We start from the raw sequence: 18,744 nt of genomic DNA on the forward strand, positions 1-18,744 counted from the left end.
CGTAACCATTGTATTTTTCATCGAGGTATCCATGAGGATTGCATATGATCTCTGTATCCCCAATCTTATATCGGACTGGTGTGTGGATATGTCCATGTATCCAATACATCGGTTTGTATCTACTAATAAATCCCTCAAGATTTATTCTCCTTCACCCATTCAATCCCTTTTATTCCCAGATTAGTGTCTCCTGCTAAGATCACCAGATCCGCATTATCAAAGTTCAGATCTGAAACGCCAAATTCCTGATGAAGGTCACTGATGATCTGTATTTTCATTTGTATATCTCTTTATGTTGTCGAGTCATTCGAATATAGTAATTAATGTGTTTCTCCTTTTGCTAGAGCAGCAATCCTCTCCTCACACATCAGCTTAACCAAAATCAGAAAAACACCAACACGAAGGCAGAGTTGACTCGCATCCTATGGATCTACAACATAAAAAACAGGTATTGTAAGGCTAGCTGAGTTTATTAACTTAGTATCATGAAGATTCCAGAAGAAAAACTCTCCATTTCACCTAGCATCATTCAATCTATTGTCGATCAGCCCTCTGATGCGCCAAAAATACTGCAGGAGGAGTTAAGTAAGCACAAAACCGAAATCAGCTACCTTCTAGACAATTATCTGCCGGGCAGATATAAGGTGGCCGTATTTAAAATAATCGACCTTGTCTTTGGGGCTGAATTTCAAGGTAAGTTCAAAATCAACTACAATGCCACAGAATTTAGCGGATGCGAACTAACAGAAACAGAATTAGATAACTTTATAAATGTGAACTTCGCTATTGATAAAGACACTCTTCAGATTATTTTAATAGGAGAAGAGATTAGGGAAAGAGACAGTTTTGAAGAATTTTAGTGGTCGATATCAATAACTAAACGCACATTTCTCTCAGATACTAATTTCAATTTTTTGTACTTCCCAGAAACACTGGGCTAAAGCACTGTTTATTGTAGACAATATATAAATCGTTTACTTTGTATCTAATTTCTCTTCAAATATGGACCAAGCAAACTCTTTCATAAACCAGGACATTAAAGTAACCGTCGATGCTATTGTATTTGGCTATAATCAGGAAAATGGAATATCCGTTCTATTGATTAAACGAAAGATAATGCCTCACATCAATGAATGGGCACTACCTGGGGGGTTTGTGCTCAATCATGAAACACTGGAACAAGCAGTAGAACGCGAGTTACAGGAGGAAGCAGGCGTATCCATAAATTACCTGGAGCAGCTATTTACATTCGGGAAACCGGACAGAGACCCTCGGAGAAGAGTTATTTCGATTTCATATTTTGGCCTTGTTAAATCTGCTGACTTTAGTCTTTTTGCTTCATCAGATGCTTCAGAAGCAGCCTGGTTTAACATCTACGACCTGCCTGGACTGGCTTTTGATCATAAGGAAATTGTAGATAAAGCCATCATGAGACTGCGGGCCAAGATCACCTATGAACCAATAGGATTCGAACTTCTGGCCAAAAAATTTCTCTTCTCTGATCTGGAACAACTTTACATGAAATTACTAGGACATGAGATAGATCGCAGGAACTTTAAGCGAAAAGTAATGTCACTAGGCTTAGTCGTAGAATTAGAAGAAAAGGCTCCCGTCGTCAATGCAGGACGTCCAGGCAAACTATATTCATTCGATAACGAAAAATATAAGCAACTTAAAGTCAAAGGATTCGACCTTTACAAGCTTCTTTAACAACGGGAGCAAACCTAAATTTGCGTAAAAAAAACACAAATTATTTGGAGTGTACAAAATAAGTTCTTTTATTTGTGTCATTATTACGCAAATAAGTATTTATATATTTAAAATTCAACGCATATGTTTGGTATCCAGCACATCAAATTTGACTCAATGACTTATGTGTTCCATTTCAAAAATGGTAACATAAAAAGAGAAGGACGCGGACTCTCTTTCTTTTATTTTGCCCCAAATAGTTCTATTGTTGCCATCCCAATGGGAAGTAATGATCTCCCCTTTATTTTTAGTGAATCTACCAACGATTACCAGCAAGTAAATATTCAAGGTCAGATCAGTTATAAAATCAGCAGACCAAAAGAACTGGCCGATGTTTTAGATTTCACTGTAAACGACAATGGGATATACAAAAAAAACGATCTTGAGAAACTGAACCAGCGAATTATCAACGAAGCTCAAACCGCCACTTCGGCATATATCCATAGCATCAAACTGAAAGATGCTATAAGATCTGCCAAGGCCATAGAGAATAACATTCTGGAAGGTTTAAAGGCATCTGCTGCAATTGGCATGTTGGGTATTGAAATTCTCGGAGCCAATATTCTTGGTATTTCCGCTACTCCTGAAATGGCAAGGGCATTAGAAACTGAAACCCGGGAGAAGCTACAGCAGGAAGCAGATCAGGCCATTTATGAACGCAGAAACTTTGCTGTTGAGCAGGAACGTATAATAAAAGAAACAGAGCTAAATACAGAAATCGCCGTAGAGGAAAAACAAAAGCAGATTGCCGAAAAGAAAATGGAATCCATGGTCCAGCAGTCTGACAACGAAAGAAAATTGAGAGAGATGCAGCTGGAAGCAGATATTTCTGTAGAGAATCAAAGAAAGCAGTTCATTGAGCAGAAAACCGCCAATGATAAAATAGAAGCAGAAACTCAGGGCTACGTTTTAGAAGCTACACTGAAACCATACAAACAAATGGACTGGAAAATATTAACGGCGTTGAGCAACAACTCTGATCCAAGGCTCAATATTGCACTGGCCTTCAGAGAACTTGCCGAAAATTCGGATAAAATAGGCAACCTAAATATCAGCCCCGATTTATTAAATGTATTGCTTAGCGAAAAACCAGAAAAAAGAAAATGAGTGTAGAGTATGCCATTATAATCAAAAACAAAACCAGACTGGAATCGTTGACAGAACGGTTCAATACCAAGGCACAGGCCAGGTTTTATATTGAAAAATTAGGCGGAAATTTTGACGATTATGAGAACGAACATGAAACCTTTCACAACTCCTTGAATGCGCTACAGACCAGGCTAACCAAAACCATCAAATATAAAATTCTTGACAGAGCCTTTGTCCCTTCTTTTATTTTCTCCGAAAAAAATGTCATCATTGTAATTGGACAGGATGGACTTGTAGCCAACACCGCAAAATACGCCAGAAGTATTCCGATTGTAGCCGTGAATCCAGATACAGCTCGTTATGACGGAGTTCTGCTACCATTTAACACGCTGGATTTTATTCAAGGGGTTGAAGCCGTGATAGCAAATCAATATCAAGCTGAAACAAGGCGGTTCGCAGAGGCTAAGCTAAATGATGGACAACGATTGCTCGCCTTTAACGATCTCTTTATTGGAGCCTCTTCACATGTCTCAGCAAAGTACAAAATTACACATGGCGCAATTACCGAAGAACATTCTTCAAGCGGACTGATCGTTTCTACACCTGCAGGCGCCACAGGCTGGCTAAGTTCAATTATGAATATGGCATACGGTATCACAAATGCTTTTGGAGGAAATCAGCAACTTAAAAGGCCTGTTTTTAAAGAGAATGAACTGATTTTCGCAGTGAGAGAACCGTTTAAAAGTATTAGAACACAGACCGGAATCACCCTCGGATCGATTAAACAGAAATCTCCTCTAAAGCTCGAATCTTTAATGCCTACAAATGGAGTTATTTTTAGTGATGGCATAGAAACTGATTTCTTAAGCTTCAATAGCGGTGCGACCGCTACAATAGGCATCGCGCCGGAAACAGCCAGATTGGTAGTCAAAAAATAAAATCTTATGACAATAGAAACTGAGCTCTATATTGAGCATTTAAAAAGATTGCCCGAAACCGGGCAGCATATCCTGGGACATCAATCAGAAGACCACATTGTGGTTTATCAAGCTTATAAAAAAAGTATTGCAGATTTTGCTATAACACATCAATTCCTTGGGGGTAATGACTTTAGTTACACCCGTATGTCATGGATAAAACCCAATTTTCTATGGATGATGTACAGATGCGGTTGGGCGGAGAAAGAAAATCAGGAAAGAGTTCTTGCCTTATGGATTAGTAAAAGTGATTTCAGTGAAATACTTAAGAAAGCGGTTTATTCCTCCTTTAATGGTCTACACTATAGTAATCACGAACAATGGAGCAAAGAACTTAATTCTAGCGATGTACGTTTACAGTGGGATCCGGATTATGATCCTTATGGAAATAAAATGCAAAGAAGAGCAATTCAATTGGGCATGAAGGGAGAAACTTTAGCAAAATTTGGAAAAAATCAGATTCAACGAATTGAGGACATCACTGAATTTGTGAAATCGCAGAAGCAAGTTCTAGATAGAAATCAGTTAAATGAACTTTGTGTACCAATAGAAAATGTTCTCGAAGATTTTAATTCAAGTGTGATATGAGATATTGTACAACTTCCAACTAAATGAGTTAATAGTCAAACATCTGTCAATACCGGTATAAAAAAGGTATTCCCGTAGAGGGGGCATGACGACACAGATTTCAAACTCTTTTAACTTTAGACTTAACCAATTTTTGAACAGCCGTGAGGAATTTTCAACCCCTCTCCAAATCAATTGTGCCCTCATCCCTTGGTATATTATAGCGATCAACTGCCTTTTGCAATTGCTGCTTCATTTGCTTTACCAAAATCCTCGGCCTCAGCACCCTAATTTTTGAACCGAAACCCAATAATTCCCGCTCAAGCTCAAAATTGAGCACTACTTTTATGCTGAAAATCTTTCCATTGTCTTCCTCCCCCAACAGACTTTGCGTATGGTGTAAAGGTTTGGTCACGATATAAGGTGCATTATCATTATCAATCCAGAAAACGACTTCACAATCACGTTGTCCAGGAGATTTAGTTACTCCAATCAAGTCATTATAGTAAGTATATAGGTCGACAACATTATTTTCCCTGTACTTTTCATCATCTTCCTCAATAGACTGGATTCTGTCCAGCGCAAGATTAAACAGTTGTCCTCCTTTTTTATGCTGTATGCCCAATACGAACCAGCGGTTCCGATATTCCTTGAGTAAATATGCGCTAAAACAAAACGTACTGGATTCCCTTGCTTTAAAGGATTGATAGGTTAAACAAAGTGTTTTCTTTGCTACTATTGCTTTCCGGATCACTTCAATATACTCCAGTCCTTTCAGGTTGTCATTCCTTTCAAAATCTATCACCGGAGCGCTATGTGTCTTTTGCGAATAGATTTTATCCTCCAGTTTACTCACGACTTCATTTAAATCCGCAAAATGGCTGAAGCCTTTCAACTGCTTCAGTAAGCCGGAAGCCTCGCTCAATACCTGCATATCCTGCTGCGTAATCGGGCTATTGGTAATGCTGTAGTTTTTATCTGCGTAAGTATAATATTTCTTATCGACCACAATGATAGGAGCTTCATAACCCAGTTTATTGCTACGCATCATTTCCAGATCAGCTTGTACTGAACGGCGGCTCACGCCTTTATCAATCCCTTCAAATTCATAAAGCGCATCAGAGCAGGCATCAATCAGGTCATCCAGCGTCCATTTTTTATAACGGTTGCGCAGGCAGTTGTCGATGGTACGATAGCGAATCAGGGCGTTACGGTTTACTGGCATAAAATATTTTAATAAATATGGCAATTATTTTTTACTGCGCAAAAAGACTGCGCAGGACCACTCAATCTTTGTGGTGTTGTAAGCGTGCATTACTAATAAAGAGGGTAATGCACGCCGCATTGAGGAGAATACTTATATTAAACCCTACAAACTTTAACTAATGTTACTAACGATATCCACTACACATTTTCCGGCAGATGACTTGAGCTTTCTGCTCTAGAAATTAGAAATGAAGGCATCGGCACTATTTATATGCGTACCGACAGGGCTTTCTTTAATGATAAGGTAACGTAGATCCTAGATTGTAAATGATTGAATGAAAAAGACCATACTAAAAAAACTGCTTGAATTGGAGCAGTCTGAAAATATAAAAGTATTGTATGCCTGCGAGTCTGGCAGCCGCGCTTGGGGTTTTGCTTCGCCAGATAGCGACTTTGATGTTCGGTTTATATATACCAGATCAGCTAATGATTATTTGAGTATAGCCAACGCTCCGGATACCGTCGGCTTGCCGGTTGACGAAGTACTTGATATCGGTGGCTGGGATATCAAAAAGGCCTTAAAGCTATTCCTAAAATCCAACGGACCATTGTATGAGTGGTTGCAATCGCCTATTGTGTATCGCCAGCATCCTGCTTTCGCATCGGAAATGCGTGCGCTCATGCCGAATTATTTTTCTTTACGGTCTGCTGCAAATCACTATCTTTCTATGGCATACAACACATTCCGTGACGATCTGCAAAGTGATCAGGTAAAAATGAAACGTTATTTTTATGCCCTGCGTCCCGTTCTCGCATGCTCTTGGATTATTGAACGTCAAAGCGTACCGCCAATGGAGTTTGAACATCTACGTGTACTGATTACAGACCCCAAAGTTCAACACAGCATTGACGAGTTGTTAGCTCAAAAGCTTTTGGTAGATGAAAAGACAATGATTGCACCGGTAGCACTATTGAACGACTGGCTGACTACTACCTTATCCCTGTGTAAAGAACAAGTACCAACACTTCCCTCTTTAAAGCCACAAATCCATGAACTGGATCAGTTGTTCAGGAAATACATAATGTCATGACCTACGAAGAACTGAAAAACCAAAAGCAATTGATCCTGCTGGACTGCATTAGTGGAAGTACAGCATACAATCTGAATGTACAGGGTTCCGATGTAGACAAAAAAGGAATCTTCATCATGCCCGAGCATCAGCTATATGGATTTGATCAACAACAACAAATTGCCAACGCAACCAATGATGAAGTATACTTTGAGATCGGCCGGTTCCTTGAATTACTGACAAAGAACAATCCCAATATATTGGAGTTGTTGAGTACACCCCCGGAACATGTTTTATTTCGGCACCCTCTGATGGATTTGATTAAACCGGAAGATTTTCTTTCTAAGCTTTGCCAGGACACTTTTGCCGGTTATGCACAAACACAAATCAGGAAAGCACACGGATTGAATAAGAAGATTAATAAGCCGATGGATCCAGAGCGCAAATCTGTCCTGGACTTTTGTTTTGTAATCTATAATAACGGGAGCATTCCTTTAAGAGAGTGGCTTGCAGCCTATCATTACTCGCAAGAAGACTGCGGTTTGGTCAATCTCGATCATTTCAGGAACGTGTACTTACTCTATCATCAAAAGCAGTTGAATGGGGGTAGCTTTCGGGGGATTATTTCCGGTCCGGACGCTCATGATGTCCAACTGAGTTCCATACCCAAAGGAATAGAAAACCTTGCAGTTATGAACTTCAATAAAGACGGGTATTCGACATACTGCCGTGACTATAAGGAGTATCAGGAATGGGAGGAAAAGCGAAATGATCACCGTTATCAAAGCACTTTATCACATGGCAAAAGTTATGATGCAAAGAACATGATGCACACATTGAGGCTACTTAACATGGCGGAAGAAATTGCGCGGTATCAACAGGTCATCGTGAAACGTGAGGACAGAGATTTTTTATTAAAAATCCGCAATGGTGAATTTGAGTTTGATAGATTGATGGAAATGGTTGAAGATAAAATGGAGTGTGTGAAGGAAGCGTATGAAAAATCTACACTACCAGATCGACCAGAAAGCAATAAAGCCGAATCCATTTTAATAGAAATCAGGAATAAATACTATCGGGGATAAGCAAAAAGCCTTCAGATTTTATCTAAAGGCTTTTCTATTTTGTGGTCTCGACGGGAATCGAACCCATATCTAAAGTTTAGGAAACTTCTATTCTATCCGTTGAACTACGAAACCAGAATCACTGCCTTCAAAGCAAAGCTTTTCAAACAGCAGGCGCAAATATAGCAATAAAACCTTTTGTTTCGGAAAGTCCTTTAACAAAAAAATCTGCGCTCAATCTACTTCCGTTCAAACAACCACCCAAATGGTTGCATTGTCTTTTTAGGCCCCAATCCATATTCTCTGATGCTCTTCTCACGAATCAGGTCTACGGCCTCCTGAATGTCATCCGTCACCAGAAACAGGTGTGTATCTTCTACACCTATGGTTGTCTGCCGCTGCATCATCACAATATGGTCTATCAGTTCCTGATGGAATTCCCTTCCCAAAATGATGATCGGAAAATTCCTAATGGTCCTCGTCTGAATCAAAGTCATTGCCTCAAAAAACTCATCCAAAGTCCCAAATCCCCCGGGCATTACCACAAAAGCAAAAGAATACTTAACCAGCAACACCTTACGTACAAAAAAATGCTTCATGGACACCCACTTGTCGAGGTATGGATTGGGCAATTGCTCATGCGGCAACTCAATATTGCAGCCTACGGATCTGCCGCCTACGTCCTTCGCACCACGATTGGCCGCCTCCATCAAACCCGGACCACCTCCAGTCATGATGGTAAAGCCCAGCCGGGCAAACTCAGCAGAAGCTTTTCTGGTCAATTCATAATAGGGATGGTCTTCCTTAAACCTTGCCGAACCAAATACTGTAATGCAGGGTCCCAGGAAATGCAGGGCTCTGAAACCCTTGATCAGCTGCCACATGGTACTCAAGGTAAATTTAAATTCGCGCCAGCGGGATTGTGGCCCATCCAGAAAAACAATATCTTCTTTGTTCATAAGCTTAAAACACAGGGTTTAGTCCTTCCGGCAGCACCATTAAGGGGATATTGATGCGATCAGCCTGCCTCCTGGTCACGCTCCTCTTCAGCAAACGATCCAGAAGATTATCGCTGCGGTGAACCATCACCATCAGGTCAATCCAGCCATGCTCGGTCAGCCATTGCAACCCATCATTTACGTTTTTACTGTTGACCTCCCGATAGTAAATCTTATCATAATTGATCTTGCAGGTTACCTCACTTAAGAAATCTGCAACATCTTTCCGCTCTGCCCGCCCCGGGTGCCTGTCTACATGAACAATGACAATCTCTGCATCAAAACACCGAGCAAAGACTGCGAGCGCATTCAGCACTTCGATATCTCCGATGCTGAGGTCTGTTGCAAAAGCAATTTTATGAATGGGCTTGAACACATATCCGGCTGGAACCAGTAATAATGGGAAATAACCGTTCTCGATCAGGTCCCGGCTCGTGCTGCCAGTGAAAAATTTCCTGACAGCGCCATGCCCCGACATCCCGACTACGACCAGGCCCGCCTGTTTTTCCCTGACCAAACTGCTCACAAGTTCTCCGGTTGCACCAGCGTCTGCAGTATATTCAACTACAGGCTTAAATGTATTTGGAATACTCAAAGACTTCCCTCTCAGCATGAGCGCCTTCGCCAAGCGATCCAGATGCAGGTCCACATCCTCTTTCAAAGAATCGTAATCATACACAGGCCAAACCACTTGTCCAGCCACCGTAGCATCCAAGGGAACCAGAAATGAATGACACAACTCCAGATTTGATTTCAGATATTTGGCAACGTGTAATGCATAATCTGCAGCAACTGTGGCAGCCTCGGAGAAATCTGTGGGGACAACAATTTGTTTCATAATACTAAGATTGAATATCTTAGTACCAAGGTCATCAAAATGATTCAGAGGAAAAGTGACCCTGGTCATCCTTACTTCTGATAAGTGTCATACCTGCGCTTTGGCTGTTTGCACAGTGAGTCCACCATAAGTCCACGTTGAGTCCACCTTTTTTCAGATAAAACGTGGACTCTCCACACATTTATTCCTTAGACATGGTGAAATGAACTGCGACTCATTCCAACTGCATTCACCCCCCCTAAGATCAATAGGCAATGGCATCCTCTTGTCTGTAAGACTCAGCAAATTCCGTAGGGGTTAAGTTGAACTGCTGGACGAAACACTTGGAGAAATAAGAATGTGAATTGAAACCTACCATGTAACTGATCTCAGACACATTATATTCATGGCTGCGAAGCAATTCGGCTGCATGCTTAAGGCGAATCAGCCGGATGAATTCATTGGGCACATAACCAGTTCTGGACTTTAATTTCTTATAAAGACTCGATCGGCTGAGCCCAATCGCCTTGCCCAACTCTTCTACAGAAAGCTGCGGGTCTGAGATTCGATCCAGAATTAGAGAAATGAGCGTATCGAAGAATTTCTTCTCCTTCTGCTGAGGTAAATCTGTGCTTTCAGTAATGAGTTCAATATCCTCTATACCCTCGCTTTCAGCATCATGGTTTGCGAGAATTCGCTGAATCTTCTGCTCATAAGCAGACTGCATTGCTTTACTTTTCAGTCGTTCCAGATGGAGTTCCTTTTGCCATCTGGCCTTGTCATCAATGTATTTTTTCAGCAGCAGCCCGGAAAGGACGAACAGCACAAGACAGATCACGTAGATCATATAACCCTGTTCTTGCTGCTGACCCGAAAAAAGGGAAAACAGAAAAAACAGGGCTAAAGTTAATTTAGGGATGATTAACATATTTAGCTTCTATAGGGTGAAAATAAAGATAGCTAATATGTCCCCCAATTTAAAATGTAAGTTTCACCAAAGGGCTAAAAATCATATGCTCCACGCCGGCAATCTTGGCCCCGACACGCGCAAACACATAATTTTGAGTAGGAGAGATCGTGGGAATATCAACGCTCATACTCAGGCTGGCCAAATTGGCAAGCGCAGCTCCGCTGAGTTCCTGCTTGGCGATGTTGTTGGTACCATCAGCATCCACAAACTGGGTTTTATTGATGTATAAGCTTACACTTTCCAAATCTTTTCCATTGGCATCGGTGATGATTTTCTCCAGCGCACAGGTCGCATTTACTTTCCCTCCAGCGGTGGTGATCACTGCATTCCGGATCATATAGTAGGGCCGTACCTCCAGATCAAGGGTTTTGTTGCCAGCCAAATTTACATCTATGGAATCCGGCCTTCCTGCAGTGTTTTTTGGCCAAAGAAAGGGAACTTGTCCGTTGGAGACGGTAAATTTATAATTTCCATCGAACAACTTGGAGCTGAATTTACCTTCCTGATTTACATTCACATCGATTACACCGAAGTTTCCAAAGCCTCGTTGCCACAGTTCCATTTTAAAAGCAGCATTGCGAATCCCAATAGGTTGTCCCTGGTAAACCAGGCGGCCTGAAAAATCTGATTGAGGCGGTTCGTAATTGTCTTTCGCGCAGGAAGCCATCAATACCATCAGGCAAAGGGCGATTGCTAAAAATTTCTCTTTCATATCTGTTGAATTTCTTGATCTATTGATTTGGGTTTCTTAAGATGAGCGGGTTTCCGTTCAACACGTTTTGTGGGATCTGGGAATAATAATTGCCCAATCTGAAACGGTGCGCAGCCTGTACACGTGAAGGTTTCACGACTTTAAAAATATACTTCTGATGATTGGGGCTGCCTGGCTCATAATATTTATACGGCCAAAGTCCAAAAATCATGGTGCTTACTTTCTCTGCTGATCCCAGATTAGTGGCTGTAGTAAAATCGGCCGCTGTATTGGCTACACCATTCCAGACCTTATGTGCCAACCGCCAGCGCTTCATGTCCCAAAGCTGATGGTCTTCGAAAGCCAATTCTACTCTGCGTTCATGTACAATACGGTCGAAAGTGATCTGGGCCGGACTGAGCGCGGTAGTGAGGCCTGCCCGGTCACGGACCTGTTTCATATATCCTGCAGCTGTAGTGTTATCTCCCAACTCAAATGCTGCTTCGGCAGCATTAAGCAATACTTCAGCATACCTGAAGCGGATCCACCAAACCTCACTGCGGGTACCGATCTGGCCAGAACCGATTGCGGGATCTAAATATTTACGGATATAAAAACCTGTTTGCGCACTGAATTCCAGGCCATCAATCGGCCCATCACCACCCACTACCTGTACATTACCTGTAGCCCCTGGCAGTCCGGCATCAGAAGCCAATTTAGTTTGTCCGAAGGTATTTCCGGTAACAATAGAACCGTTTGCTAACTGATAACCGGCCCAAATGTCTATCGACTTGCCTTTAAACTGCGAACCAGGCAGGATCACCGTACCGGCCAACCTCGCATCGCGACCAGCAAAGATGTCGGTTAGGTTATCGTAATAGATTGCATTTCCACCCGATACCGTGGCAAAGGGGGCGAAAGTATTGTCCAGCTTTTCAAAAGATTGCGCTAGATTCAGTGATGGGTTCAATCTTCCTCCCTGTTGCTCCTCAGCTATAGAGCGTGGCTGATTGTCCACCGTAAAACCGTGAACCTTCTTTGTCCGCAGCTTATAATCCTGTACGAAGATCACTTCGGGGTTGCTCCCTTTGTCGGTAAACAATGCTGCAAAGTTTTCGGACAGGTTTGCGTTTTTCTTATAGAGTGAATACTTCCCTCCTCCGATTATTTCTTCGGCAGCAGCTAGTGCAGTCCGGTAATAAGCCTCGGCCTGGGCAACGGGTATTCCGACTTCTCCTCCTGGTAAGCTTACTCCGGGAGCGCTGGCGCCGTGTTTCGCAATGGAAGCGGCGTACAGTGCTGCTCTCGCTTTTAGCGTCAGAGCGGCTCCCTTAGATGCCCTGGCGGGATCTGAACTGTTATCAGGCAGTATGGTTTTAATGGCTTCAAGTTCTGATAGGACAAAGTCATAGATTTCTGTTTCTTTAGAACGGGGTTTCTGAAGATAGCTAGGGTCGCCTCCGTAATCATAAGTAAGGGGTTCCAAGATCAAAGGGACACCGCCCATTCGTTTTACAATATCGAAGTAAAAGGCTGCGCGGAGAAATCTGGCTTCTGCTTTAAATCTGTCTGTATCTGCTTGATCTAGTAAATTAGTGGGTTCATCTGCCCGCTGAAGGAAAAGATTGATCTCACGGAGATAAGCATAATTCCAGGAGTTCCAGGCATCGTAGCCATATTCAGAGTTCTGATGCCTGCCGTATTCTCCGTTGGCAGAAGCAAATGCTTCATCAAATGCCGTGAAATCGGCCCAGCGGTCTACACGTTGGTAATCGGGATATTGATCGTATAAATCACCAATCACGGTTAGAACTAGATTTTTATCTTTCCAGAGTTCCTCTACACTAATGGCATCGGTAGGCCTTTTATCTAAGAAATCTGAGTCTTTTTTACAGGCTTCAGCAAATACCAAAAAGGTTAGAAGCGCTGCCATAATTTTATATTTTTTCATGTTGCTGCTAGTTATAGTGATACCTGTAAGCCGAAGTTGATGAATTTTGTCTGCGGATACTGCAGACCGTTGTCATCTTGTATCTCCGGATCAATGCCAAATTCCTTCAGGTTATCGAATGAAAACAAGTTATAGCCCTGTGCGTATACCCTTACAGACTGGATTTTTGCCTTTTGCATCCAGTTGGCCGGCAGTGTATAGCCCAGTTCAATCGTCCTTGCCCTGAAATACTTGACGTTGTGAGCCCAGAAGCTGGAGTTTTTATTGTAATTGGCGTGACCACCATCATTATACCGCAAAGCCGGATATTTTGCTGACTTCCAGGGACTATTTACATCAAAAGGATCAACCCTCGACCAGCTGTCATCAGAAAAGTTTTGCAGCAAAGCTCCACCGTTCTGAAATGCCCAGCGTTGTTCCCAGTTCTGGTTCCAGGTATACAATCCTGCTCCGGAGAAATCTGCACTAAAATCCCATCCTTTCCAGGACAAGCCAAGCGAGAAACCGTAGGTAGCATTGGGCTGACCTCCCGTATTGTAGCCGATGGGCCTTTCATCAAAGCCATCGATCACACCATCTCCATTGATGTCTTTATAGATCAGGTCACCGGGGAGCAGGGTAGAGTTTCCTTTACCGTCTATATTAACGGGGTGGTTATTGATCTGCTCCTGGTTTTGGAATTGCCCGGTCACTTCGTAACCCCAGAAGATGTCTTTAAACCTCTGTTCTCCGGAATTTCGGTATTGATCCCATGAATTGTTGAACCGTGGCTTGTAAGAATCCAGCGCTTTGGATCTGGTCAGCAGCATGTTTCCAGTTACCCGATAGTTCAGTTGACCTATTTTATTGTTGTATGCCAGGGAGAATTCTCCACCATACTGTGCATCACTGTTTAAATTTTCCTGAGCCAGGGTGTAACCCAGTTCTATTGGAGCTACGACATCGTTCCTCGTACCTTTTAATCCGGTCCGCTTTCTATAAAAATAATCTGCGGAACCGGTAAGCGTAGAATTGAAGAGCGAAAACTCTGCGCCGACATCAAAAATCCGGCTTTCGAACCAACTGATGTTGTCTATAGGTTGTCCACGGTCTTCTACGGGTGTAATGTTACTACCGCCAAGGATTACTGAGTTTCGTGTAAACCGGTACCCCGTTAGGTAATCGAAGGGCCCAATACCTACATCATCATCTCCAAGGAGACCATAGGAAGCCCTAAATTTCAGGTCATTCAAGATCTTCTGCTCACCGAGTAATTTCTTCACAAATTCCTCTTCAGTAACCCTCCAGCCCACGGATCCGGAAGGGAAATAGCCTACGCGTTTGGTCGGTGCAAATTTCCAGGAAGCATCCCGTCTGCCTGAGAACTCTACATAATACTTATTAGCGTAATTGTAATTCAACTTTACTACATATCCCAATCTTGCTTCTTCATCAATGGCATCATTGTAATCCTGTTCGTCGAGGGTAGGAAACTGCAGTACAGGCAGTACGTTTGTGAGGGGTACTGCGTGCTGGAAGGTAAATAACCTTTGGCGTTCTATCCTTTCGGCCAGGACAATAGCATCGAAGGAGTGTCTTCCAAATACCCTTGAATAATTGGCCTGCAGTTGCGAAGCAATGTTAAATTGCTTGGTCAGGCTACGCTCCCTGTAGGGATTAGAACTGCCTACTTTTTCCTCATAGGTATCATCTTCCGGATGGTATTCGTATACGTTGTAGGTGTACTCATGTCCGTTGGTCACATTGTCGGCCAGGTAATAAGAGTAAAGGCCTTTTATTTTCAAACCCTTCAAAGGGGTATCATATTCTCCACTAAAGTTTGCTTGTAAAACCCGCCAGTCTGACCTCCAGTATCCGGATAGTTCCTTGGATTGTACGGCAAACTGCTCGGTATTGTGCCCAATGTCATTGGGATAAAGCGGATTGCCATTTGCATAGGCCTGTTCTGTAGGGCGATTGCGGAATAAGGCAAATTTAGCCGCGGCGTAATCATCCTGACCAGGTACACCTGGCTGGTCGCGCACCTCTAAACGGCCATTGATCTGAACGCCAACTTTAAGCCGGTCGGTAATTTTTGCGTCTACATTACTTTGAATATTGGTTCTGTTGAACTCAAACTCCCGGCTATTGCCGTATACACCTTTTTGGTCGATCCGCGTTCCCGACAGGTAATAGTTGATCTTGTCTGAGCCACCTGCTGCACTGATATTGATCTGGCTCTGTGGCGCATTCTTGGCAATGATCAGGTCTCGCCAGTCCTGGCTTTTAAAGCCGTATTCTGTACCCGCCTTCCATTTTTCCAATTCGGCCTGCGTAATGTCCGTTTTTCCGGTCTGGTTCATATCGGCTATAGCCTTACCCAGCATCCACTCATAGGCATTGGTGGTTTCCGGAAATCTTGTCCAGTTCTGAAATCCGGTATAGGCATCTACCCGGATCGTATTTTTAGTATTACTTTTTCCTTTTTTGGTGGTTACGATGATAACCCCATTTGCCGCGCGACTACCATAAATGGCTGCGCTACCGTCCTTCAGGACAGAAATGCTTTCAATGTCCGCAGGAGCAAGGTTATTGAACTGTCCTTCATCCTGCTGGATTCCATCGATGACGTACAAGGCTCCGCCCATATTCCGAACCTGGATACTGGCACCTGCACCTGGCCGGCCGTCGCGTTGCCTGAATGACACACCCGGCACTTTTCCTGCCAGACCGGTACTTACTGTAGCGCCGCCATGCACCTTGCCGATCTCGGCGGCGCCGATGGAGGAAATGGCCCCTGTAATCGCTTCCTTTTTCTGCGTGCCATAGCCTGTGACTACTACATTTTCCAACATAGTATCTGAACTGGCGAGCTTCACATCGACGGTTGTTCTCTTGTTTACTTTAATTTCCTGGGTAGTGTAACCGACATAGGTGAAGATTAAGGTTGCGGTGTCGGGAACGGAGATGCTGTATTTACCGGTAGCACCGGTCATCACGGCACGGTCTGTCCCTTTGAGGCTGACGGAGACTCCGGGTATGGGACCCGACTCGTCGGACACGGTTCCTGTAACCGTAATATCAGCATATGGCTGATTGGGTATTTTATATCCTGCTTTTAATGAGTTGACGCAGAAGCTGACCATACATATGGCCAGTAAAAGTTGATAGCAACTTTTCATTGGTAGATGTTTTCTGTTCATAAGATTTAAAAATTTACAATTTGGCTTCTTGAAACTTGATGATTTCACGATGGGTATGGGTGTTCCATCCGTGAGGATTTTGTCCTCCTTTCTTATTGGTTTTATAGGTAATAATTACACAACAAGATTAGCCGATTTGTCCGTTTCGGGCTATAACAATTGTTTCCAATGCTGTAACAATTGTTGATTTTTGCACGACTAAAAGCATTTAGTCGTTAAAAACGGACTAAAACCAAAAAAGCCCGGACGATAGGCTTATCGGTCCGGGCTCCTTTATTAAAAATTTGATTCTACCTGATCACACTGCCATTGCTGTGCTTTTGGACAGGTGAGACGAAAGCAAGTTTACCATCTGTATCTTCCGACATCAGGATCATTCCCTGAGAAACGATTCCTTTGATCTCTCTTGGTGCGAGATTGACGATGAGGCTTACCTGTTGCCCGATGATTTCCTCAGGCTTATAAAATTCTGCAATGCCGGAGACTACCGTGCGCTGGTCGATTCCAGTGTCTAAAGTTAGTTTCAATAATTTCTTGGTCTTCTCTACTTTTTCTGCAGCGATGATGGTGGCTACCCTGAGGTCTATTGCCCCAAATTGCTCGAACTGGACATTGTCCTTAGCAGGGGCAACTGTTGCTGTTGCAGCCACATTATCTGCCTTGCTTTGGTTCAGTTTGTCGATTTGGAACTGAACAACATCGTCCTCAATTTTTTCGAATAACAGTACCGGCTCATTCAACTGGTGACCTCTTTTCAACAGGTCCATTTTCCCGGCATCTTCCCAAAGGTGACCGCCATAGTTCAGCATTTTCATCAGTTTATCTGCTGTGAAAGGCATAAATGGTTCGATCAGAATCTCCAGTGTAGCTGCAATCTGCAAACTGATGTACAGGATTGTTCTTACGCGGTCTTCATCTGTTTTGATGGCTTTCCACGGCTCGGTATCCGCCAGATATTTATTACCCAATCGCGCCACGTTCATTACCTCTGTGAGCGCTTCCCTGAAACGGTAGTTTTCTATAGATGCACTGATTTTAGCCGGATAAGCAGCCAGGTCATCTATGACCTGCTGATCTTCCGGGGTGATGGTCATGCAAGTAGGTACTTTGCCTCCGAAATATTTATGCGTCAGCACCGTAACCCGGTTGATGAAATTGCCGAGAATAGCTACCAGCTCGTTGTTATTTCTGGCCTGGAAATCTTTCCAGGTAAAGTCGTTGTCCTTCGTTTCCGGAGCGGTGGCGGTCAGCACATAACGCAGTACGTCCTGTTTATCTTTGAACTCTTCAAGGTATTCATTGAGCCATACCGCCCAGTTCTTGGAGGTGGAGATCTTCTGACCTTCCAGGTTGAGAAATTCATTGGCGGGTACATTGTCTGCCAGGATATAATCGCCATGCGCCATCAGCATTGCCGGGAAAATAATGCAATGGAACACAATATTGTCTTTACCGATAAAGTGCACCAGTTTGCTGCTTTCATCTTTCCAGTAGTCTTCCCAATTGCCTTTTTCTACTTCTTTCTGATTGATGTAAAACTCTTCCGCTTTCGGGTTCCATACATCCAGTCTGGCATAGTTGAACAGTTCTTTAGTGGCCGAGATGTAACCGATAGGTGCATCAAACCAAACGTACAAAACCTTTCCGTCGGCACCTTTTACAGGCACCTGAATGCCCCAGTCCAGATCCCGGGTCATAGCGCGTGGTTGTAAACCTGCATTCAACCAGCTCTGACACTGTCCGAATACATTTGGTTTCCACTCCTTATGGCTGTCGATATAATTTCTCAGCTGATCCTCATATTTATCCAAAGGGAGAAACCAGTTCTTGGTTTCTTTGCGCACGGGAGGTTCACCGGAGAGGGTCGATTTAGGATTGATGAGGTCTGTGGCATTTAAAGTACTGCCACAGTTTTCACATTGGTCGCCATAGGCATTTTCATTGCCACATTTTGGACAAGTACCGGTGATGTAGCGGTCAGCGAGGAAAGTTTGTGCTTTCTCGTCGTAATATTGCTCGGTGATTTCCTCGGTAAATACCCCTTTTTCATAAAGGTTCAGGAAAAAATCTGAAGCCGTCTGATGGTGTGTAGCAGAAGAAGTACGGTGATAGATATCGAAAGAAACCCCAAACTCTTTAAATGAATCGCCGATGATCTTATGGTATTTATCTACAATGGCTTGCGGTGTTGTTCCTTCTTTTTTAGCCTTCAGCGTGATGGGAACACCATTTTCGTCAGATCCGCAAATGAATTTCACATCCCTTTTGTTTGACCTCAGGTAACGTACGTAAGTATCAGCAGGCAGGTAAACTCCAGCCAGGTGGCCAATGTGTACAGGACCATTTGTATAAGGCAAAGCTGCCGTTACGGTATATCTTTTTATTTTACTGCTATCCAAAACTATTTTTATTA

At 43.1% G+C, this 18,744-nt stretch carries 16 protein-coding genes and 1 tRNA gene; 7 read left to right on the forward strand and 10 right to left on the reverse strand.

Annotated elements, in window-relative coordinates:
• Window positions 1-134 precede the first annotated feature (134 nt).
• The gene (locus tag WAE59_RS20890) at window positions 135-278 is read right to left on the reverse strand and encodes a hypothetical protein (protein ID WP_337857934.1); all 144 of its coding nucleotides are present in this window, start codon (window positions 276-278) and stop codon (window positions 135-137) included.
• 207 nt (window positions 279-485) lie between these two features.
• Here WAE59_RS20890 and WAE59_RS20895 point away from each other — a divergent pair, with 207 nt between their 5' ends.
• The 5 genes from WAE59_RS20895 to WAE59_RS20915 all read left to right on the forward strand — a co-directional run bounded on the left by WAE59_RS20895 (window position 486) and on the right by WAE59_RS20915 (window position 4,403).
• Window positions 486-860: a hypothetical protein gene (locus WAE59_RS20895; protein WP_337857935.1), complete on the forward strand. Its 375-nt coding sequence runs from the start codon at window positions 486-488 to the stop codon at window positions 858-860.
• Window positions 861-1,002: 142 nt separating this feature from the next.
• Window positions 1,003-1,710: an NUDIX hydrolase gene (locus WAE59_RS20900; RefSeq protein ID WP_337857936.1), complete on the forward strand. Its 708-nt coding sequence runs from the start codon at window positions 1,003-1,005 to the stop codon at window positions 1,708-1,710.
• A gap of 123 nt (window positions 1,711-1,833) precedes the next feature.
• Complete coding sequence (locus tag WAE59_RS20905) at window positions 1,834-2,856, forward strand: SPFH domain-containing protein (protein ID WP_337857937.1); 1,023 nt, start codon at window positions 1,834-1,836, stop codon at window positions 2,854-2,856.
• 47 nt (window positions 2,857-2,903) lie between these two features.
• Window positions 2,904-3,776 (forward strand): hypothetical protein, encoded by an 873-nt coding sequence (locus WAE59_RS20910; RefSeq protein WP_337857938.1) that lies wholly within the window; start codon window positions 2,904-2,906, stop codon window positions 3,774-3,776.
• Between the two features lie 6 nt (window positions 3,777-3,782).
• On the forward strand, window positions 3,783-4,403 hold the full coding sequence (locus tag WAE59_RS20915; protein ID WP_337857939.1) for a DUF4291 domain-containing protein: 621 nt from the start codon (window positions 3,783-3,785) through the stop codon (window positions 4,401-4,403).
• Window positions 4,404-4,557: 154 nt separating this feature from the next.
• Here WAE59_RS20915 and WAE59_RS20920 read toward each other — a convergent pair whose 3' ends face one another.
• Window positions 4,558-5,607: a helix-turn-helix transcriptional regulator gene (locus WAE59_RS20920; RefSeq protein ID WP_337857940.1), complete on the reverse strand. Its 1,050-nt coding sequence runs from the start codon at window positions 5,605-5,607 to the stop codon at window positions 4,558-4,560.
• A gap of 316 nt (window positions 5,608-5,923) precedes the next feature.
• Between WAE59_RS20920 and WAE59_RS20925 the strand changes: the two genes are divergently transcribed.
• Together WAE59_RS20925 and WAE59_RS20930 are read left to right on the forward strand one after the other, a co-directional pair.
• On the forward strand, window positions 5,924-6,679 hold the full coding sequence (locus WAE59_RS20925) for a nucleotidyltransferase domain-containing protein (protein WP_337857941.1): 756 nt from the start codon (window positions 5,924-5,926) through the stop codon (window positions 6,677-6,679).
• Window positions 6,676-7,743, forward strand: coding sequence for a DNA polymerase beta superfamily protein (locus WAE59_RS20930; RefSeq protein ID WP_337857942.1), 1,068 nt, complete (start codon window positions 6,676-6,678; stop codon window positions 7,741-7,743). The genes WAE59_RS20925 and WAE59_RS20930 overlap by 4 nt, the downstream gene beginning before the upstream one ends.
• Before the next feature lie 42 nt (window positions 7,744-7,785).
• Here WAE59_RS20930 and WAE59_RS20935 read toward each other — a convergent pair.
• The 8 genes from WAE59_RS20935 to metG form a co-directional block, all read right to left on the reverse strand.
• Window positions 7,786-7,857 (reverse strand) — tRNA-Arg (locus tag WAE59_RS20935).
• A 104-nt stretch (window positions 7,858-7,961) separates the two neighbouring features.
• Window positions 7,962-8,681, reverse strand: coding sequence for a TIGR00730 family Rossman fold protein (locus tag WAE59_RS20940; RefSeq protein WP_337857943.1), 720 nt, complete (start codon window positions 8,679-8,681; stop codon window positions 7,962-7,964).
• Window positions 8,682-8,685: 4 nt separating this feature from the next.
• Window positions 8,686-9,558: a universal stress protein gene (locus tag WAE59_RS20945; RefSeq protein ID WP_337857944.1), complete on the reverse strand. Its 873-nt coding sequence runs from the start codon at window positions 9,556-9,558 to the stop codon at window positions 8,686-8,688.
• Window positions 9,559-9,802: 244 nt separating this feature from the next.
• Window positions 9,803-10,465 carry a helix-turn-helix domain-containing protein gene (locus tag WAE59_RS20950; protein WP_337857945.1) on the reverse strand — a complete coding sequence of 221 codons (663 nt, stop codon included), beginning with the start codon at window positions 10,463-10,465 and terminating at the stop codon, window positions 9,803-9,805.
• A 49-nt stretch (window positions 10,466-10,514) separates the two neighbouring features.
• The gene (locus WAE59_RS20955) at window positions 10,515-11,219 is read right to left on the reverse strand and encodes a DUF3823 domain-containing protein (RefSeq protein ID WP_337857946.1); all 705 of its coding nucleotides are present in this window, start codon (window positions 11,217-11,219) and stop codon (window positions 10,515-10,517) included.
• Between the two features lie 19 nt (window positions 11,220-11,238).
• Window positions 11,239-13,149 carry a RagB/SusD family nutrient uptake outer membrane protein gene (locus tag WAE59_RS20960; protein ID WP_337857947.1) on the reverse strand — a complete coding sequence of 637 codons (1,911 nt, stop codon included), beginning with the start codon at window positions 13,147-13,149 and terminating at the stop codon, window positions 11,239-11,241.
• A gap of 11 nt (window positions 13,150-13,160) precedes the next feature.
• Entirely contained in the window at window positions 13,161-16,331 is a 3,171-nt protein-coding gene (locus WAE59_RS20965) for a SusC/RagA family TonB-linked outer membrane protein (RefSeq protein ID WP_337857948.1), read from the reverse strand.
• Window positions 16,332-16,621: 290 nt separating this feature from the next.
• Window positions 16,622-18,730 carry a methionine--tRNA ligase gene (metG, locus tag WAE59_RS20970; protein ID WP_337857949.1) on the reverse strand — a complete coding sequence of 703 codons (2,109 nt, stop codon included), beginning with the start codon at window positions 18,728-18,730 and terminating at the stop codon, window positions 16,622-16,624.
• Window positions 18,731-18,744 lie beyond the last annotated feature (14 nt).

Source organism: Pedobacter sp. GR22-6 (assembly GCF_037402555.1).
GTDB lineage: Bacteria > Bacteroidota > Bacteroidia > Sphingobacteriales > Sphingobacteriaceae > Pedobacter.